General features: G+C 51.6%; 16 protein-coding genes. 4 read left to right on the top strand and 12 right to left on the bottom strand.

Translation table 11 applies throughout. From position 1 onward, the window contains the following. The first annotated feature begins 62 nt into the window (after positions 1 to 62). Together BIY29_RS00850 and ruvX are read left to right on the top strand one after the other, a co-directional pair. Positions 63 to 626, top strand: coding sequence for a YqgE/AlgH family protein (locus BIY29_RS00850; RefSeq protein ID WP_121572872.1), 564 nt, complete (start codon positions 63 to 65; stop codon positions 624 to 626). Beyond that, positions 626 to 1,048 (top strand): Holliday junction resolvase RuvX, encoded by a 423-nt coding sequence (ruvX, locus tag BIY29_RS00855; protein ID WP_121572874.1) that lies wholly within the window; start codon positions 626 to 628, stop codon positions 1,046 to 1,048. The genes BIY29_RS00850 and ruvX overlap by 1 nt, the downstream gene beginning before the upstream one ends. Before the next feature lie 103 nt (positions 1,049 to 1,151). On the opposite strand, the gene fbp is transcribed toward ruvX, so the two are convergent. After that, on the bottom strand, positions 1,152 to 2,156 hold the full coding sequence (gene fbp, locus BIY29_RS00860; RefSeq protein ID WP_121572876.1) for a class 1 fructose-bisphosphatase: 1,005 nt from the start codon (positions 2,154 to 2,156) through the stop codon (positions 1,152 to 1,154). A gap of 169 nt (positions 2,157 to 2,325) precedes the next feature. On the opposite strand from fbp, the gene mpl reads away from it, so the two are divergent. Further along, a complete protein-coding gene (gene mpl, locus BIY29_RS00865) occupies positions 2,326 to 3,711 on the top strand; it encodes a UDP-N-acetylmuramate:L-alanyl-gamma-D-glutamyl-meso-diaminopimelate ligase (protein WP_121572878.1) in 1,386 nt (461 codons plus the stop codon). A 59-nt stretch (positions 3,712 to 3,770) separates the two neighbouring features. Here the strand turns inward: mpl and BIY29_RS00870 are convergent, their stop codons facing one another. From BIY29_RS00870 to nnr, 11 genes are all read right to left on the bottom strand, one after another. Next, entirely contained in the window at positions 3,771 to 5,069 is a 1,299-nt protein-coding gene (locus tag BIY29_RS00870; protein ID WP_121572880.1) for an adenylosuccinate synthase, read from the bottom strand. 99 nt (positions 5,070 to 5,168) lie between these two features. After that, the gene (locus BIY29_RS00875) at positions 5,169 to 5,369 is read right to left on the bottom strand and encodes a DUF2065 domain-containing protein (protein ID WP_121572882.1); all 201 of its coding nucleotides are present in this window, start codon (positions 5,367 to 5,369) and stop codon (positions 5,169 to 5,171) included. A gap of 284 nt (positions 5,370 to 5,653) precedes the next feature. Beyond that, positions 5,654 to 6,643: a protease modulator HflC gene (gene hflC, locus BIY29_RS00880; RefSeq protein ID WP_121572883.1), complete on the bottom strand. Its 990-nt coding sequence runs from the start codon at positions 6,641 to 6,643 to the stop codon at positions 5,654 to 5,656. Positions 6,644 to 6,646: 3 nt separating this feature from the next. Next, positions 6,647 to 7,906 (bottom strand): FtsH protease activity modulator HflK, encoded by a 1,260-nt coding sequence (hflK, locus tag BIY29_RS00885; protein WP_121572885.1) that lies wholly within the window; start codon positions 7,904 to 7,906, stop codon positions 6,647 to 6,649. A 91-nt stretch (positions 7,907 to 7,997) separates the two neighbouring features. Beyond that, a complete protein-coding gene (gene hflX, locus BIY29_RS00890; protein ID WP_121572887.1) occupies positions 7,998 to 9,278 on the bottom strand; it encodes a ribosome rescue GTPase HflX in 1,281 nt (426 codons plus the stop codon). A 92-nt stretch (positions 9,279 to 9,370) separates the two neighbouring features. After that, positions 9,371 to 9,667 (bottom strand): RNA chaperone Hfq, encoded by a 297-nt coding sequence (hfq, locus tag BIY29_RS00895; protein WP_048637380.1) that lies wholly within the window; start codon positions 9,665 to 9,667, stop codon positions 9,371 to 9,373. Between the two features lie 103 nt (positions 9,668 to 9,770). Next, complete coding sequence (gene miaA, locus BIY29_RS00900) at positions 9,771 to 10,721, bottom strand: tRNA (adenosine(37)-N6)-dimethylallyltransferase MiaA (protein WP_121572889.1); 951 nt, start codon at positions 10,719 to 10,721, stop codon at positions 9,771 to 9,773. Continuing rightward, a complete protein-coding gene (mutL, locus tag BIY29_RS00905; protein ID WP_121572891.1) occupies positions 10,714 to 12,675 on the bottom strand; it encodes a DNA mismatch repair endonuclease MutL in 1,962 nt (653 codons plus the stop codon). Before mutL ends, miaA begins: the two co-directional genes overlap by 8 nt. Before the next feature lie 42 nt (positions 12,676 to 12,717). Beyond that, the gene (gene amiB, locus BIY29_RS00910) at positions 12,718 to 14,382 is read right to left on the bottom strand and encodes an N-acetylmuramoyl-L-alanine amidase AmiB (protein ID WP_121572893.1); all 1,665 of its coding nucleotides are present in this window, start codon (positions 14,380 to 14,382) and stop codon (positions 12,718 to 12,720) included. Beyond that, positions 14,379 to 14,861: a tRNA (adenosine(37)-N6)-threonylcarbamoyltransferase complex ATPase subunit type 1 TsaE gene (gene tsaE, locus BIY29_RS00915; RefSeq protein ID WP_121572894.1), complete on the bottom strand. Its 483-nt coding sequence runs from the start codon at positions 14,859 to 14,861 to the stop codon at positions 14,379 to 14,381. The genes amiB and tsaE overlap by 4 nt, the downstream gene beginning before the upstream one ends. Then, positions 14,858 to 16,384 carry a bifunctional ADP-dependent NAD(P)H-hydrate dehydratase/NAD(P)H-hydrate epimerase gene (nnr, locus tag BIY29_RS00920; protein ID WP_121572896.1) on the bottom strand — a complete coding sequence of 509 codons (1,527 nt, stop codon included), beginning with the start codon at positions 16,382 to 16,384 and terminating at the stop codon, positions 14,858 to 14,860. The genes tsaE and nnr overlap by 4 nt, the downstream gene beginning before the upstream one ends. Positions 16,385 to 16,528: 144 nt before the next feature. On the opposite strand from nnr, the gene queG reads away from it, so the two are divergent. Beyond that, positions 16,529 to 17,668 carry a tRNA epoxyqueuosine(34) reductase QueG gene (gene queG, locus BIY29_RS00925; protein WP_121572898.1) on the top strand — a complete coding sequence of 380 codons (1,140 nt, stop codon included), beginning with the start codon at positions 16,529 to 16,531 and terminating at the stop codon, positions 17,666 to 17,668. The last annotated feature ends 282 nt before the right edge of the window (positions 17,669 to 17,950 follow it).

The raw sequence follows: 17,950 nt of genomic DNA on the forward strand, positions 1-17,950 counted from the left end.
CGGCTCGTCTTTTGTTGGCGGGCCGATTATCAAACGCCGACAGAGATTGATAAAAACACATAATGAATCTACAGCATCACTTTCTCATTGCTATGCCAGCACTACAGGATCCGGTATTTAGGCGTTCGGTGGTCTATATCTGCGAACATAATAAAGACGGCGCCATGGGGTTGATCATCAACAAACCGATGGAACAGTTTACTGTGGAAAATGTGCTAAAAAAGCTGAAGATAGACCCAACACCACGTGATCCGTCGATCCGCCTGGATAAGCCTGTTTTTGCAGGCGGGCCGTTGGCTGACGATCGCGGATTTATCCTGCATACGCCTTGCTCTGGTTTTGGTTCAAGCATCGGTATTTCAGGGGACACCATGATCACCACCTCGAAAGATGTGCTGGAGACATTGGGAACCGCGGATCAACCCAAAAACACGCTGGTTGCACTGGGCTATTCCGCCTGGGATAAAGGCCAGCTCGAAAACGAACTGCTGGACAACGCCTGGCTGACCACACCGGCGGATAAAGAGATCTTGTTTCACACGCCGATTGCGGAACGCTGGCGTGCCGCCGCAAAAAAAATGGGGGTTGATATTTATAATATCGCCGCAGAAGCAGGGCACGCCTGATGTCAAGCCGAACCATTCTTGCCTTTGATTTCGGAACCAAAAGCATTGGCGTTGCTATCGGCCAGGAGATAACGCGTACGGCCCGTCCGCTGACGTCGTTTAAAGCACAGGACGGCATACCCGACTGGCAAAAAATAGAAAAGCTGTTGTCAGAATGGCAACCGGCGCTGGTGGTGGTGGGCCTGCCGCTCAATATGGACGGCACAGAACAGCCGCTCACTGCACGAGCACGAAAATTCGCCAATCGCCTGCATGGCCGTTTCGGTGTTCAGATTGTCCTTCATGACGAACGACTGAGCACGGTGGAAGCGCGTGCCGATCTATTTGAACGCGGCGGCTTCCGGGCGTTGGATAAGGGCAGCGTTGATGCCGTATCAGCAGTTATTATTTTGGAAAGCTGGTTTGAAGGGCAAAATCAGTAAGGGAAGAACATTTAGCATCCGTGTGCCCCATAATCAGGGCACACTGCCGGGTTACCTTTATTTCTCCGGTATCCCGGATTAAGACGAGGAAGGAGCCTGTTAGTTATTCATCCGGGAAGTCACGGATAAAACGTTCCACGTCATTAACCATCGATTCCGTCCCCACAAAGAAAGGCGAACGCTGGTGCAGCCTCTCCGGCGTAATGTCCAGAATCCGGTTTTTACCATCGCTGGCTTTACCCCCCGCCTGTTCCGCCAGAAACGCCATCGGGTTGCATTCGTACAACAGACGAAGTTTGCCTTTCGGGTAACTCGCCGTGCTTGGATAGAGATAAATGCCGCCTTTCAGCAGGTTACGGTGAAAATCCGCCACCAGAGAGCCGATATAGCGTGAGGTATAAGGACGCAACGTCGCTTCGTCCTGCTCCTGACAGTATTTAATGTATTTCTTCACTCCCTGGGGAAACTTGATGTAGTTGCCTTCGTTGATGGAGTACATATTCCCTTTTTCCGGGAAGCAAACTTTTTCATGTGACAGGCAGAACACACCAAGAGACGGGTCGTAGGTAAACGCATGTACGCCGTGACCGGTGGTGTACACCAGCATGGTGGAAGAACCATAAACAATGTAGCCTGCGGCAACCTGTTTATTACCCGGTTGCAGGAAATCCTCTTCCGTAACCGACTGTCCCAGAGGGGTGATACGGCGGTAAATAGAGAATATGGTGCCAACGGATACGTTAACATCAATGTTAGAAGATCCATCCAGCGGATCCATCAAAACCACATATTTAGCGTTTTCAGCCCGATCGCCTTCGAAAATGACAATATCATCCTCTTCTTCAGAAGCAATACCGGCAACTTCACCACGCGCTTTTAAAGCCGCTTTCAATTTCTCATTGGCGTACAGATCGAGCTTCATCTGTACTTCACCCTGAATATTGGAAATACCGCTGGTACCCAAGATATCAACCAGGCCCGCTTTGTTAATATCGCGGTGAATGATTTTGGCACCCAGTTTAATCGCTGACAGCAGCGCGGTAAGCTCACCAGTGGCATGAGAGAAATCGTGCTGTTTTTCGACGATAAATTCGCCTAACGTTTTCATAACACTATTCCAGAGTCTGCGGATAAAAGGCGGTCTCATAGATATACCGCCAAAGTTTGCGTATGCAGTGTAGCCCAAAGGGAAAGTGAGTTCCTAGTCAAATCCATTTCTTATGACGGATTCATAGCGGTAGAATGTGCACAGACTCACTGTTATAGATGGAAACTGTATGCGTATTCATATTTTAGGTATCTGCGGCACTTTTATGGGCGGTCTGGCGCTGCTGGCCCGCTCGTTAGGGCATCAGGTAACAGGTTCAGATGCGAACGTTTATCCTCCCATGAGTACCTTACTGGAAGAACAGGGGATCACGCTGATTCAGGGATACGATCCTACTCAGCTCGAACCGGCGCCCGATCTGCTGATTGTGGGCAATGCGATGACGCGTGGCAACCCTTGTGTAGAAGCCATGCTGGAACAAGGACTGCCTTATGTGTCCGGGCCACAGTGGCTACATGATTATGTCCTGCGCGATCGCTGGGTGATTGCAGTTGCCGGGACCCACGGCAAGACCACCACGGCGGGAATGGTCACCTGGATTCTGGAAGATTGCGGTTATCAGCCGGGTTTTGTGATTGGAGGCGTACCGGGAAACTTTACCGTCTCGGCACGTTTAGGCGATAGCCCGTTTATGGTGATCGAGGCCGATGAATATGATTGCGCCTTCTTTGACAAACGGTCTAAATTCGTTCATTACCGCCCCCGCACCCTGGTTCTGAATAACCTGGAGTTTGACCATGCCGATATTTTCGACGATCTGAAAGCCATCCAGAAACAGTTCCACCATCTTGTGCGTCTGGTGCCCGGCAGTGGGAAAATCATCCTGCCGACCAACGATGTTCACTTGAAACAGGTTATGGCGATGGGATGCTGGAGTGAGCAGGAACTGGTCGGTGAAGAGGGCGTCTGGAGAGCGAAGAAAGTATCCACCGATGCCAGCGAGTATCAGGTTTATCTGAATGGTGAACAGGTCGGTGAAGTGCACTGGGGTTTGGTTGGCGAACACAACATGCATAACGGACTGATGGCCATTGCCGCAGCACATCACGTCGGCGTGCTTCCTGTTGATGCCTGCCGTGCGCTGGGCGGGTTTATTAATGCCCGCCGCCGCCTTGAATTACGTGGTAGCGCACACGGCGTTACTGTATATGATGATTTTGCTCACCATCCTACCGCGATACTGGCGACATTGGCCGCCCTGCGTGGCAAAGTCGGCGGGACAGCCCGCATTCTGGCGGTGCTTGAACCCCGATCCAATACTATGAAGATGGGAATGTGTAAAAACGAACTCGCCCCATCACTGGGTCGCGCCGATGAGGTCTTTTTATTCCAGCCCCAGCATATTCCCTGGCAGGTCGCCGAAGTGGCTGAATCCTGCATGCAGCCAGCACACTGGAGCGCCGATATCGACATGCTGGTGGACATGATTATGAAAACGGCCCAGCCAGGCGATCACATTCTGGTAATGAGTAACGGGGGGTTCAGTGACATCCATAATAAGTTGTTGGATGCATTGAAGAATAAAGCGTTAGCAGAAATCGCCGCAGAAAAATAGCAACCAGCAAAAAGGACGGGAAATCCGTCCTTTTTTTCTTATGCATATCGATCGGCAGATTAAGCGTCAAACGGATCGCGCAGAATAATCGTTTCGTTACGATCCGGGCCGGTGGAAATAATATCAACCGGAACGCCGGTCACTTCTTCCACCCGTTTAATGTAGTTCAGCGCCGCCTGCGGCAATTTGCTGCGCTCTTGCACGCCAAAAGTGCTTTCGGACCAGCCGGGTAACGTTTCATAAATCGCTTCAATACCTTCCCAGCCCTCTGCCGCCAGCGGAGTGGTATCCACTTCACGGCCATCAGGCATACGGTATCCAACACAGATTTTGACTTCTTTCAGACCATCCAGCACATCCAGTTTGGTCATGCAGAAACCTGACAGGGAGTTGATCTGTACCGCACGGCGAACCGCAACCGCATCCAGCCAGCCAGTACGACGACGACGACCGGTAGTCGCACCGAACTCATTCCCTTTCTGGGAAAGATACTCGCCAACATCATCAAACAGTTCGGTCGGGAATGGGCCGGCACCAACGCGAGTAGAATAAGCCTTTACAATACCCAGGACGTAATCAACGTAACGTGGGCCCAGGCCGGAACCGGTAGCAACACCGCCTGCCGTGGTATTTGAAGAGGTCACATACGGATAGGTACCGTGATCAATATCCAGCAGCGTACCCTGCGCACCTTCAAACATAACAAACTCGCCACGCAGATGGGCTTTATACAGCAGGTCGGAAACATCAACCACCATGCCGGTAAGGATGTCAGCGATCGCCAATACTTCATCCAGCACTTTCTGGTAGTCAACCGCGTCGACTTTATAATAGTTAACCAGTTGGAAATTATGGTATTCAACGATCTCTTTCAACTTAACGGCAAAAGTTTGCTTATCGAACAGATCGCCAACACGCAGACCGCGGCGGGCAACTTTATCTTCGTAAGCCGGACCAATACCGCGCCCCGTCGTGCCAATTGCCTTAGCGCCACGCGCTTTCTCCCGTGCGTTATCCAACGCGACATGATAAGGGAGAATTAACGGACAAGCCTCAGAAAGCAGCAAGCGCTCGCGTACCGGAACGCCACGCGCTTCAAGATCGGTTATTTCTTTCATCAGCGCATCAGGCGCCAACACAACACCGTTGCCGATGATGCTGACGACATTTTCACGCAGAATACCCGAGGGAATTAAATGAAGAACGGTTTTTTCACCGTTGATAACCAGAGTATGGCCAGCATTGTGACCACCTTGGTAGCGCACAACATATTTAGCCCGTTCAGTCAGCAGGTCGACGACCTTGCCTTTACCTTCGTCACCCCATTGGGTGCCCAGTACGACGACGTTCTTACCCATCTCAAGAATCACCAGGTTGCTTAAAAAAGGATTCTAACATCTCACTTGCTCGTTTTCAGTACTTTTAGCACACGTTTGCGCACATTTTTCAGATGAATTTTAACTGCCCATGCGGCTACGCAACATATAGTAGACAACACATCCAGCAACCACTATTCCACCGCCAAAACGCCGTAATGTGTTATCAGGCAACTGCGCCATTGCCAAAATCATTCGCCGCCAGATACGGGGAAACAGCAAGGGGCCAAGCCCTTCGATAATCAGCACCAGTCCCAGAGCCATCCACACGGTTGTATTCATAACAAAACTCCATAAAAAAATCGCCGGGAGCGATTTTAAACGTCGCCTGCGACGGCCCGGAGGGTGGCGGGCAGGATAGCCCGCCATAAAAAAGCCCGTATACACGGGCTGAGGTTGCTGACAAAGTAGCCTGTATGCCTGAGATACACGGGCCTAGCGTACCGAGGGGCGCTCCGGCGGCTTACGCCGCTACGACCCCTCAGCACGCTCTCCCTAATAAGGAACTTTGTCAATGGTCTGAGCCCGTATACACGGGCTTTAGTTGGTTTTACGCGAAAAGAGACTTAACGACGGAGCGTCGTATCCGGCGATTTCATATAGCGGAAGAAATCACTGTCCGGACTCAGCACCATTATATCCTGATTAGAACTGAAGCTGCTTTCATACGCACGCAAGCTACGAATGAAAGAGTAGAAATCAGGATCTTCGCTGAATGCGTTGGCAAACAACTTCGCCGCTTCCGCATCGCCTTCACCGCGGGTAATTCGCCCCTGACGCTCGGCTTCCGCCAGTGTGCGGGTGACTTCATAATCGGCAGCCGCTTTTAACTTCTCGGCTTCTTCCTGACCTTGTGAACGATGGCGACGTGCTACCGCTTCACGTTCTGCACGCATACGTTGGTAAATGGCATCAGACACTTCTGTCGGCAGGTTAATCTGTTTAATCCGCACATCAATTACTTCGATGCCCAGCGCAGCCATACTGTTCGGGTTAACGTGCGGTTGGGTGCCGGTCGTTTCCTCTGCAACACGGGCCGCTGCTGAAGCAATGGCGTTATCCGCTTCGGTTGTTTCGCCCGTCCCGGTATTCAATGCGTCACGCACATCGGTCATCAACTGACCACGCGAATCGGTAACGATGCCTTTTAGATCCAGACGGCCAATCTCTGAACGCAGACGGTCGCTGAATTTACGTTTCAACAGCACTTCCGCCTGAGAAACATCACCGCCGCCGGTCGCCAGATAATAACGGCTGAAATCGCTGATTCGCCATTTGATATAGGAATCAATGATCAGGTCTTTCTGCTCTTTGGTAATAAAGCGATCAGCCTGATTTTCCATCGTCTGAATACGAGCATCCAGCATCTTCACCGAATCAATAAACGGGATCTTAAACTGTAACCCCGGTACATAAATCAGCGGCTTGTTTTCATCATCACGCAATACTTTACCGAAACGCATCACGATGCCACGCTGGCCTTCCTGCACCACAAACAGTGACGCATAGACCACCACCAGTACCAGGATCAGGATAAATAGTAAGGGCTTACGCATTAATTATTCTCTCCCTACTCGAGTGAGGTCATCACGTTGCGCATTTGCTCTGCGCTGATCCATGATATTTCCGTTGTTGCTGCTTCGTGTCTGGCTGGTGCTCGCCCCGCTGTTACCCGTTGCAGGCAAACGCAACGGATTGGCGCTACTGCTGTTGCCTGGCGTATTATCGCCGCTGCCTTGTCCGCGCAGCATCTGATCCAGCGGCAACACCATCAGGTTCCCGCCTTTGTCATTAACCAACACCTTACGGGTATGGCTCAGAACACGCTCCATCGTTTCGATATACAAACGCTCACGAGTAATTTCAGGGGCGGCGATATATTCTGGCAACACTTTGGCAAAACGGGCCACTTCACCCTGAGCTTCCAGAACGGTGCGGGTTTTATAAGCACGCGACTCTTCCAGAATACGCTGGGCCTGACCATTGGCGCGCGGCTGAACCTCATTCGCATAGGCTTCTGCTTCACGAATGTATTGCTGCTCGTTTTCACGGGCGGCAATGGCGTCGTCAAACGCGGCCTTGACTTCTTCCGGCGGACGAGCAGTCTGGAAGTTAACGTCCAGCAGGGTTATCCCCATATTGTAAGGACGTACCGTTTCTTCAAGCACACGCTGAGTGTCAGTACGCACGACTGTTCGACCTTCAGTCAGGATCTTATCCATCGTGTATTTACCGATCACGCCACGCAAAGCGCTGTCTGTCGCCTGACGCAGGCTATCATCCGCATTCGTCACGCTAAACAGATAACGTTCAGGTTCCGTCACACGGTACTGAACGTTCATTTCAACGCGAACCACGTTCTCGTCCGACGTCAGCATCACGCCAGACGTTGCCAGTTCACGTACGGATTCCACGTTAACGGCTCTGACAGAATCAATAAATGTTGGCTTCCAGTTAAGACCGGGTTCAACCTGATGGCTGAATTTACCAAAGCGCGTTACCACACCACGCTCTGCTTCTTTGATGGTATAAAAACCACTGGCTGCCCAGATGACGACAGCCGCAACCGCGACAATGCCGACAACGCGATCCCCAAGGCCAGAACCCCCAGAAGTCCCGCCGTTGCTGGAGCCAGCGCCTTTTCCCCCTCCCAGATCGCTGAGTTTTTTACTCAGTTTACGGAAGATATCGTCCAGATCCGGTGGCCCTTGATCTCGGCCACCTTTATTATTATTTCCGCCAGAGTTGCCGCTATTATTATTGCTGCTCCCCCACGGGTCGCGGTCCTGTCCGTTATTACCGGGCTGATTCCACGCCATGTTTTAGCTCCATTCTTTATGATAGATGTTCTTCAGGTTCAATATCCCAGAGTCCGTCAGGCTATTTCGCCGTTCAGACAGTTTCTGCCAGTCAGACAATATAGCCCGTCAGTTCCTGTTCTTGTTTACAGAGGCGGCACCAGTCAGCAATCGGCATACGAACCACCAAACCGATATGACCGTCCTCTTCAATCCACTCTTTTTCTATCGCCTGAAGCTGGTAAAAACGGCTGCGCAAACGTCCGGCCTGAGGGGGAAGGCTCAATGAATATTGCGCAATTTCCCCGGACAGCCGCTCAGTCAACGCTTGAAATAGCAACGAAATACCTTCACCGGTTTGTGCTGAAAGCCAGATTCTGACCGGTAAATTTTCTTCGTTGCGATCGATACGCGGTACAAAATCTTCCAGCATATCAATCTTATTCATTACTAACAGCACAGGAATTTCATCAGCTTCAATTTCTGCCAACACCGTATCTACCGCGGCAATATTCTCGTCAAGACGAGGATCGGCGGCGTCCACAACATGCAACAACAGAGATGCCTGACGCGTTTCCTGTAATGTAGCCTTAAACGCAGCCACCAAATCGTGCGGTAACTGCCGGATAAAACCTACGGTATCCGCCAACACCGTATCACCGACATCATCCACCTCAATACGGCGCAATGTGGGATCCAGCGTGGCAAATAATTGATCGGCAACATACACGCCAGCCGATGTTATCTTATTAAACAGCGTGGATTTACCGGCGTTGGTATAACCCACCAGCGAAACCGTGGGCACATCAGCACGGACTCGTGCCCTGCGCCCTTGTTCGCGCTGTTTCTCCACCCGTTCGAGACGGGACAAAATCTGGCTGATGCGATTGCGCAGCAAACGGCGGTCAGTTTCAAGCTGGGTTTCCCCCGGGCCACGCAAACCGATGCCCCCTTTTTGTCGCTCAAGGTGCGTCCAGCCACGAACTAACCGGGTGGCAAGGTGACGCAACTGCGCCAGCTCTACCTGTAATTTACCTTCGTGGGTACGTGCACGCTGGGCAAAAATATCCAGAATCAACCCTGTACGGTCAATCACCCGACACTCGCATAACCGTTCCAGGTTACGTTCCTGAGCAGGTGTCAAAGCATGATCAAACAGCACCACAAAAGCGTTTGTATCTTTTACTGCCTGAGCAATTTCTTCGGCTTTGCCTTCGCCAACAAAATATTTGGGGTGAGGCACCTTACGACTGCCGGTAATAACCTGCAATGACTCAATTCCTGCAGAAGAAACCAGGGACTCAAACTCCAGCAGGTCTTCCGTATCTTTATCTTGTGAGAAGTAAATATGAACAAGTATGGCCCGTTCACCAGCTTCATAACGGTCAAACAAGCGGATAACCTCTCAAACAAACAAAAAACACCATAGCGGGGGATGCGAACCATGCATTCTTTCCCCCCGTCATGGTGAATTGACAATACGCGTTATTCAGCGTCATCACTTTCCTGCGGCTGTTGCTGACCAGCCGGATTACTACCGTGGTAATTGCTGGTGCCTGGATTATTACTGTGATGAGACACCGGACGGGATGGAACCACCGTAGAAATGGCGTGTTTGTACACCATCTGACTAACCGTATTTTTTAACAAAATGACAAACTGATCGAAAGACTCAATCTGACCTTGCAGCTTAATACCATTCACCAAATAAATCGAAACCGGAACGCGTTCGCGACGCAATGCGTTCAGGAACGGATCTTGCAAAGATTGCCCCTTAGCCATTCTATATTTTCCTTATTTGTTTGTTGTTTGTAACAAAGAACCTTATGGCTCTAAAATAACGATGTAAAAACTCGTGCGCTGAGACCTAGCCAATTGTACACAATCACTCATCCGATGCACTAACAACCTGTATTACCTTGCCTAACGCTTCTTGCGATTTTTCACTGTCCAGCCAACAGACATTGTCCCAACCACGCAACCAGGTCATTTGTCGTTTAGCAAGCTGGCGTGTCGCGCAAACTCCCCGATAAACCATTTCATCATAACCAATATCACCGGATAAATATGACCACATCTGACGATAGCCAACACAACGAATAGAAGGCAAATCCCTATGCAAATCATGTCGGGTAAAAAGAACCCGGGCCTCCGCCTCAAAACCTGCCGCTAACATCTGGTGGAAACGCAGTTCAATACGCTGATGCAGCAATTCACGTGTCGCCGGAGCAATAGCAAACTGATGAACTCTATAAGGCAGCGCCTCTCCCGTCGTTTTTGTCAGTTCAGTTAAAGTGTTACCTGAAACGAAAAAAACTTCCAGTGCTCGTGAGAGTCTCTGCGGATCATTTGGATGAATCCGAGACGCGGCAACCGGATCTATCTCACCTAACTGATGATGCATAGCCTCCCAGCCAATGTTCTTCGCCTGCTCTTCTATGCGTTGCCGAACAGCGGCATCGGCAGAAGGCAGTGGAGATAAACCTTCAAGCAGCGCTTTAAAATAAAGCATCGTCCCCCCCACCAACAGGGGGATCCGCCCGGCGGCACTGATTTGAGCCATTTCCTGCAACGCATCCCGTCGGAAATCAGCCGCGGAATAGGCTTCCGCCGGGTCGAGGATATCAATCAAGCGGTGAGGCGCCTGAGCCAATTCTTCCGCACTTGGTTTGGCAGTACCAATATCCATGCCTTTATAAATAAGGGCTGAATCAACACTAATCAACTCTACAGGCAGGTATTGACGTAATGCCATTGCCAGCGCTGTTTTGCCGGACGCAGTCGGCCCCATAATAAAAATAGCGGGCGGATACGGCGCTTTTTCAAAATCACTCATGCTTCAGCGCCTTGATGGCTGTATTGATATCCATCGTATATAAAAGTTCCGCTGGAGGAGCCTTTACCAATTGGGGGCAAAGCCGCTCTACATCCGTCAATAATTGTATGGCCTGAGCATGGCTCCAGCTTTCCTGTTCGCTATTCAACCGGGTTGCCATCCATGCAGCCAGAACTTCCGGCTCTGTCGTTTCACCATCGGCCAGATAGCCTAACAGTTCAGAGATCAAGTTTTGTAAATTTTGTTGGCGTAATGGTAAAGGGACCGCACGTAACGTTGCACGTTGTGATTCAACCAGAATGTCGATACCAAAGGTCGTCAATAAGACTAGGTGTTCTGTCAGCACAATAAGTTCGGATTTATTTAGCGTCAGTCGTTGAGGAATCAATAACGGCTGTGGTCGTAATCCGTTTTCAGAAGGCGTCAACTGCACTTGTTTCAGGTAACGCTCCGCAACCGATAATGAAAGCAATGCCAGCCCCTTATGATATTCCAGTAAGGCATAGCAAGGCGGATAGACGGTTAAAACGCGGCCAAATCCGGTCGTATTGCTCTCAAGTGGCAATTCCGTGGTGACAGGCGATTTTTCAGGTTTCGCAACCGGCGCCTCAGCCGACATCCTCCGTTGGGCAATCGCTGACTCTGCCGGGGTAGACGCCACAGAAAGCGGAGGGATATCAACCGTTTCCGTCGCGCTTCGCAGGGAGACTTCCCCTTTTGACTCAACCGGTTGCAACAGCCGTTTGTACAACTCACCTTGCTTTTTCTGATATGCCTCCCCAGAGGGATAAGCCAGATATTGCATCTCATGGGCGTTGCCGAAACGTTGACCTGCAGCTTTAGCGGACGGAGATATTGGCTGGGCAAAATGGTTTTCACCGGCAGCGGTACGGTTTTCCTGCTGCCACGGCATGGGTTGCTCGCTTCCCGGCTCCGGCATCAATAGCCCTGGCGCAGACACCTGCTGCAATACCGTCATCACCGCCTGATAAATAAAATCATGCACCAGTCGCGCCTGATGAAAGCGAACTTCATGCTTGGCGGGATGTACATTCACATCAACCTGATGCGGGTCGATCTCCAGATAGAGGATATAAGCGGGTTGCTGATCGTCTTTAAGCCGATCCTGATAGGCCTGGCGAATAGCATGGTTGATTAACCGGTCGCGCATCATGCGTTGGTTAACATAGCAGTACTGCATATCGGGCAGGTGTTTCGCCCCCGTGGGATCGGCTACCCAGCCATGAATGGTTAAGTCATCATGTCGCCATGACACCGCCAGTGCCTGCTGTAAAAAAGCACTGCCGCAGATACTGCCCAACCGGCGTTCATGCTGAGACGCATCCGCCGCAGGCCGGTATTGCCGGATCAACTTACCGTTGTGGTGCAACGTAATAGCGATGTCAAAACGCGCCAGAGCGATCCGCCGTACCACTTCATCGATATGGGTGAATTCGGTTTTCTCGGTACGCATGAATTTACGCCGGGCTGGCGTATTGTAAAACAGATCCAGCACTTCCAGCGTGGTGCCGACAGGGTGTGCGGCTGGCTTGACCGTAACCGACATATCGCGTCCTTCGGCATAGGCCTGCCATGCTTCAGACTGCTGGGCAGTACGCGACGTCAGCGTCAGACGGGAGACAGAACTGATACTGGCCAACGCTTCGCCGCGGAACCCCAGGCTGACAATCGCTTCCAGATCGTCGAGCGTCGAAATTTTACTGGTCGCATGACGCGCCAGCGCCAGCGTCAACTCATCCTTTCCTATGCCCGCGCCGTTGTCACGGATACGAATCAACCTGGCGCCGCCGCGCTCTATCTCAATATCGATACGGGTCGCGCCAGCATCCAGACTGTTTTCCACCAGTTCTTTAACGACAGAAGCAGGCCGCTCCACCACTTCTCCGGCGGCGATCTGATTAGCCAGTTGCTGTGGCAGAACCTGAATCGGCATGGCATTTCCCTCTTATTTGGTCACAGTGAAAATAGGGTCATTTCAGGCTGAAGGAATAATCAACGTCTGGCCGAGCCGCACAGTTCCTGAGTCCATATTATTTGCTTGCTGAATCTCTTTTATGCTGACCCCATAACGGGAGGCAATCGCACTCAGGCTATCACCCTGTACCACCTTGTGCCTTACAGGCGCCGTTTTTTTAGTGTTGACGACAGATACCGTTTGTTTGGCCCCCGTCGCAGGAATGTTCAAGCGCTGCCCGACCCAAACGATATCTTTGTTCAGCTTATTGATATCACGGATCGCCGACATACTGACGCCATAACGCGTCGCAATGGCCGACAGCGTTTCGCCACGAACGACCGTATGGCGGATACTGCTGTTACCCGCTGGTGCCGTTGTCCTGGCAGAAGATTTATTGACCGTCGGCAAAGCCGATCGGCTTTCCTGCTTTGGGACGGATTGCAAAGGGTGCGTCTGGAAGTAACTTCGTAGCCCCTGATAAATCGCATTGGCAATTTTTTGCTGAAAGTCATTGCTTGCCAACAGGCGTTCTTCCGCTACATTACTGATAAATCCGGTTTCAACCAGTAGCGAAGGAATATCCGGTGAGCGCAACACGCCTAGACTGGCGTGTTCAGGGCGGCGTTTATGTAACCCGCCGACACGTTGAAGCTCACGCAATACGGTGGTCGCGACGTCATAACCGACGCGCTGCGAATGTCCAAATTGCAGATCCAGCACCGCCTGACTCAAATAAGGATCGGCACTGTTATTTGCCAGCAAATCTCCGGCCCCCCCCAGCAACTCAGACTGCTTCTCATGCTGTTCCAGCCAGGTCGCCATTTCGCTGTTCGCCCGGCGGTTTGACAAAACCCATACCGAAGCCCCGGTAGCGCTACGATTCGGCGCGGCATCGGCATGAATGGATACCAGAATATTGGCGCCCTGCTTACGTGCGACGTCCGAGCGTCCCATCACCGAAACAAAATAATCACCGTCACGCGTGAGTACCGGTTTGAAGGCAGGATCGCGGTTCAGTAAGGTTTGCAGCTTACGCGCAATAGCAATGGTGACATTCTTTTCACGTAATCCATTCAGACCAATGGCGCCGGGGTCCTGTCCACCATGTCCGGCATCAATAGCCACTACAACCCGCTCATTGTCACTGCTGACGACACGTGCGGGCGTTCTGGCTGACGCATTACTATTAATCACCACCGTCGGCTGGTTGTTGAACGGACTTTTAGCGGGTTCAGACTTCTTCACCGGACGTGATTCACGCGGCACGGCTGACGCGGTTTTGGCCGACCTGAGCTTATCGCTTGCCACGGTAAAAACCACTTTATACCCTGAACCGCTTTGCTGCGTTACGGCTCGCGTTCTGGCGGGCTGTGTCAGATCAAGCACCAAACGTATGCTTTGCGCATCCTGAGCGTTACTGGTGCGAATACGCTTAATCAGATTTTGTCCGCTGAACTCCAGCGGCAACCCCTGAATCAGCACCGTCTGACGGATATCAATAACCACTCTGGAAGGATTACTCAGCGGAAAAAACGCGTAGGTGGGCTGACCGCTAAAGCTCAGACTCACCGTTGCCTGACCGGAGGCATTATCCACTTGAATATCAGACAGATTGGCGGCCCAACCAGAACCGGCAAGCATCAGCCATGCACACGCCAACAGTTTGATAACACGACTCATCATGGTGTTTTTATCCCCAACTGACCGGCCAGTCGTTGCAGAATGTTCTCTCCCAGCGAAGAGAGTGCCGACAACTCGGCTTGCCTGCCCGCCTCCTGATAATGCAAATGCAGTTCCAGATCGGCTGAAGGTAACACGCCAGCGCCCTGCTGAGGCCATTCAATCAAACAGATGGCATCTTGAACCAGGTAATCACGAATACCCATAAACTCCAGCTCTTCAGGATCGGCAAGGCGGTAAAGATCGAAATGGTATACCGCCAGGGGTGATAAAGCATAAGGTTCGACTAACGTATACGTTGGGCTTTTTACATTTCCCTGATGACCCAACGCCTGCACAAAACCACGGCTGAACGTGGTTTTTCCCGCCCCAAGATCGCCATATAAATGCACGACACAGGCACTTTCACAGGCTTTAGCCAGCGCAGCGCCTAACGCGATGGTTGCTGCCTCATCCGGCAGAGGTAACGCAATTTTTTTCATTCTGTCTTGTCTAAGGGTATCCGTTCAGGATTGACATATTGAGATAACACAGGCATCAGATCGGTTGCCAGCATACCTCGGGTTCCTCGCTGTGCGGCCAGCCAGTCAGCCGCCGCACCGTGCGCCACACACCCCGCACAGGCCGCATCATACAGCGATAGATTTTGCGCCAGCAAACCGCCAATAATGCCGGACAGCACATCGCCCATGCCGCCCGTCGCCATACCGGGGTTTCCCACATCAGCAATGGCCAATTGGCCCGGCTCACTGGCGATCACCGTACCCGCGCCTTTCAATACGACGACGCCGCCATAGCGTTTTACCAGTTTTTGCGCTGCAAGTAAGCGATCACTTTCAATATCAGACACACGGCAATTCAATAAACGGGCTGCTTCGCCAGGATGTGGTGTCAGCACGCGATTCTGCCGTTTATGCGGATTGATTGCCAGCAGGTTAAGCGCATCAGCATCCCATAACATGGGTTTGTTACAATTTTCTGCCAGACGAAGCGCGCTTTTCCCCCATTCATCCTGTCCCAGACCGGGGCCAATCACCACGACATCAGCCCATTCCAACCCCTGCCTCAGCGTGTCCGCCGTCAGTTCCTGCACCATCAGTTCAGGACGCGCAGTCAGCAATGCCGCCAGGTATTGTTTATGAGTGAGCACTCGCACTAAACCAGCCCCGCTGCGCATGGCGGCTTCTCCGGCCATAAATACCGCACCGCCCGTACCATAATTGCCGCCTACAATCAGTAATCTGCCGTTCTCACCTTTATGAGCCCTCTGCCGTCGTGGTTTTAACCATTCAGTAAGCAATTTTGCAGATAACCGCCGAATCGGGGCGATTTGTCCGGTTAACCATACCGCCAACCCCAGCGCACTATAGTGCAGTTGCCCTACGCAATCGCGAGCATTTCCCGTTAACAGCCCCGGTTTCAGGGCAATGAATGTCACCGTGTGTGCGGCATTAATGGCATTACCCGCACACAGCCCCGTTTCAGCATCTAATCCCGAAGGAATATCAATAGAAACGACGGGGGCCGGATGCGCGTTTGCCTGAATAATCAAATCATCATAGGGCGGACGCGGCGAGCTGGACAAGCCGGTTCCCAGTAATCCATCAATAATTAGATCAACGTCATCAGGCCACGGAGCATCAGCATCCAGAATCGTGCCCCCTTGTTCCAGCCAGGCCTGGCGAGCGGCCTCAGCTTCATCAGGTAAAGGCCGGTTTCCCGTGCAGGCAATCACACATGGGGTGATGCCTGCGGCCCGTGCCTGACCGGCCACCACATAGCCGTCACCGCCGTTGTTGCCATGTCCTGCAAGTATCAGCCAATGGCGGGCAGAAGGGTAATATCGGCGCGCAACCTGAAAGGTTGCCTCTCCCGCCCGCTGCATTAATATGTTCAATGATATTCCCGATTCGCTGGCTGCTCTTGCTTCTTCGCTGCGAATCCATGCGGCGCGAAATACCGAATGTGGTAAAGCGCCTGCTCCGCTCTTTTGGTCGTCGGTCATCGCTCCCCCTTATGGCGTTGTTACATGACTCCAACTTAGCAAGCTATAGGGGCAACTGCCAGAGTTCACGCGATTTACCCGAAATTCGGCCTGTAAGCGGAATGTGGTAAAATAAACCGGTCTTTATTCCTTTTGCGGCTTGTCATGGCATACCCCTACGATCTCAGTGAATTAGCACAACTTATCAAGCAATGGGGGCAATCACTGGGCTTCCAGCAGGTAGGTATCTGTGACACGGATTTATCCAGCGAAGAACCTAAACTACAGGCCTGGCTGGATAAGCAATATCACGGTGAAATGGCATGGATGGCGCGTCACGGTATGTTGCGGGCACGTCCGCATGAGCTGTTGCCCGGCACGCTGCGCGTTATCAGCGTGCGTATGAATTATCTGCCGGCCAAAGCAGCCTTTGCCAGCACGTTGAAGAACCCTCAGTTGGGGTATGTCAGCCGTTATGCACTGGGGCGAGATTATCACAAGCTGCTGCGCCAGCGTCTGAAAAAGCTCGGCGACCAGATTCAGGACTACTGCGGCGCACTGAGCTTTCGCCCTTTCGTCGACTCCGCCCCGATTATGGAACGCCCTCTGGCAGCCAAAGCTGGTCTTGGATGGGTTGGTAAACACTCACTTCTATTAAACAGAGAATCAGGCTCATGGTTCTTTCTCGGTGAATTGCTGATTGATTTGCCGTTGCCTGTCGATCAGCCTCAGGAAGAACAATGTGGCCGCTGCGTAGCCTGCATGACAGCCTGCCCGACAGGGGCGATTATTGAACCTTATACGGTCGACGCCCGACGTTGTATTTCCTATCTGACGATAGAACTTGAAGGGCCGATCCCTGAAACGTTGCGCCCTCTGATGGGAAACCGCATATACGGGTGTGATGACTGCCAGTTAATTTGCCCGTGGAATCGTTTCTCACAGTTGACCGACGAAACGGATTTCAGCCCACGGGCGGCGCTGCATACCCCTGAATTACTCGATCTATTCAACTGGAGTGAAGAGAAGTTCCTGCGGATTACGGAAGGTTCAGCCATTCGCCGTATCGGTCATTTACGCTGGCTGCGTAATATCGCAGTGGCCCTGGGCAATGCTCCTTATCAGGATCAGATTGTGCTGGCGCTGCAAACCCGGCTGGGCGAAAGCGATCTTCTGGACGAACATATCCACTGGGCCATTAAGCAACAACGGATACGCCGTTCATCACAGGAGATCGAGGTTCAACCCCCGCAGAAAAAGAGGCTTATCCGAGCAATAGAGAAAGGGTTGCCGCGTGACGCATGAGCCATTGAACTCAACGTCATCAATTTGCCGTATGGCCTGTGTATAAATATAAAAAATCTTTGACAATCAACCGTCACAAAAAGTACAAGTGATAACGTTAACGTTTTATAATTAATTTTTATCTATAAATATCAACAAAATAAAAAATCAAGTTTTGTCAACAGGATAAGGGCGCGGGTAAAAAATTCACAGGCAGACTGTGGATAAGTCTGTTTAAAAAGTTATAATTTTTTATGTAGATTAATAAAGAAGAGATAATAACAAGATTGAAAAGATAACCAT

This window comes from Brenneria alni (assembly GCF_003666245.1).
GTDB lineage: Bacteria > Pseudomonadota > Gammaproteobacteria > Enterobacterales > Enterobacteriaceae > Brenneria > Brenneria alni.

Excerpts from the sequence above, each read along its gene's own strand:
- fbp (WP_121572876.1), bottom strand. The coding sequence starts at position 2,156 with ATGAAAACGTTAGGCGAATTTATCGTCGAAAAACAGCACGATTTCTCT.
- mutL (WP_121572891.1), bottom strand. The coding sequence starts at position 12,675 with ATGCCGATTCAGGTTCTGCCACAGCAACTGGCTAATCAGATCGCCGCC.
- hflK (WP_121572885.1), bottom strand. The coding sequence starts at position 7,906 with ATGGCGTGGAATCAGCCCGGTAATAACGGACAGGACCGCGACCCGTGG.
- BIY29_RS00875 (WP_121572882.1), bottom strand. The coding sequence starts at position 5,369 with ATGAATACAACCGTGTGGATGGCTCTGGGACTGGTGCTGATTATCGAA.
- amiB (WP_121572893.1), bottom strand. The coding sequence starts at position 14,382 with ATGATGAGTCGTGTTATCAAACTGTTGGCGTGTGCATGGCTGATGCTT.
- hflC (WP_121572883.1), bottom strand. The coding sequence starts at position 6,643 with ATGCGTAAGCCCTTACTATTTATCCTGATCCTGGTACTGGTGGTGGTC.
- nnr (WP_121572896.1), bottom strand. The coding sequence starts at position 16,384 with ATGACCGACGACCAAAAGAGCGGAGCAGGCGCTTTACCACATTCGGTA.
- BIY29_RS00850 (WP_121572872.1), top strand. The coding sequence starts at position 63 with ATGAATCTACAGCATCACTTTCTCATTGCTATGCCAGCACTACAGGAT.
- ruvX (WP_121572874.1), top strand. The coding sequence starts at position 626 with ATGTCAAGCCGAACCATTCTTGCCTTTGATTTCGGAACCAAAAGCATT.
- mpl (WP_121572878.1), top strand. The coding sequence starts at position 2,326 with ATGCGTATTCATATTTTAGGTATCTGCGGCACTTTTATGGGCGGTCTG.
- queG (WP_121572898.1), top strand. The coding sequence starts at position 16,529 with ATGGCATACCCCTACGATCTCAGTGAATTAGCACAACTTATCAAGCAA.
- tsaE (WP_121572894.1), bottom strand. The coding sequence starts at position 14,861 with ATGAAAAAAATTGCGTTACCTCTGCCGGATGAGGCAGCAACCATCGCG.
- BIY29_RS00870 (WP_121572880.1), bottom strand. The coding sequence starts at position 5,069 with ATGGGTAAGAACGTCGTCGTACTGGGCACCCAATGGGGTGACGAAGGT.
- hfq (WP_048637380.1), bottom strand. The coding sequence starts at position 9,667 with ATGGCTAAGGGGCAATCTTTGCAAGATCCGTTCCTGAACGCATTGCGT.
- miaA (WP_121572889.1), bottom strand. The coding sequence starts at position 10,721 with ATGAGTGATTTTGAAAAAGCGCCGTATCCGCCCGCTATTTTTATTATG.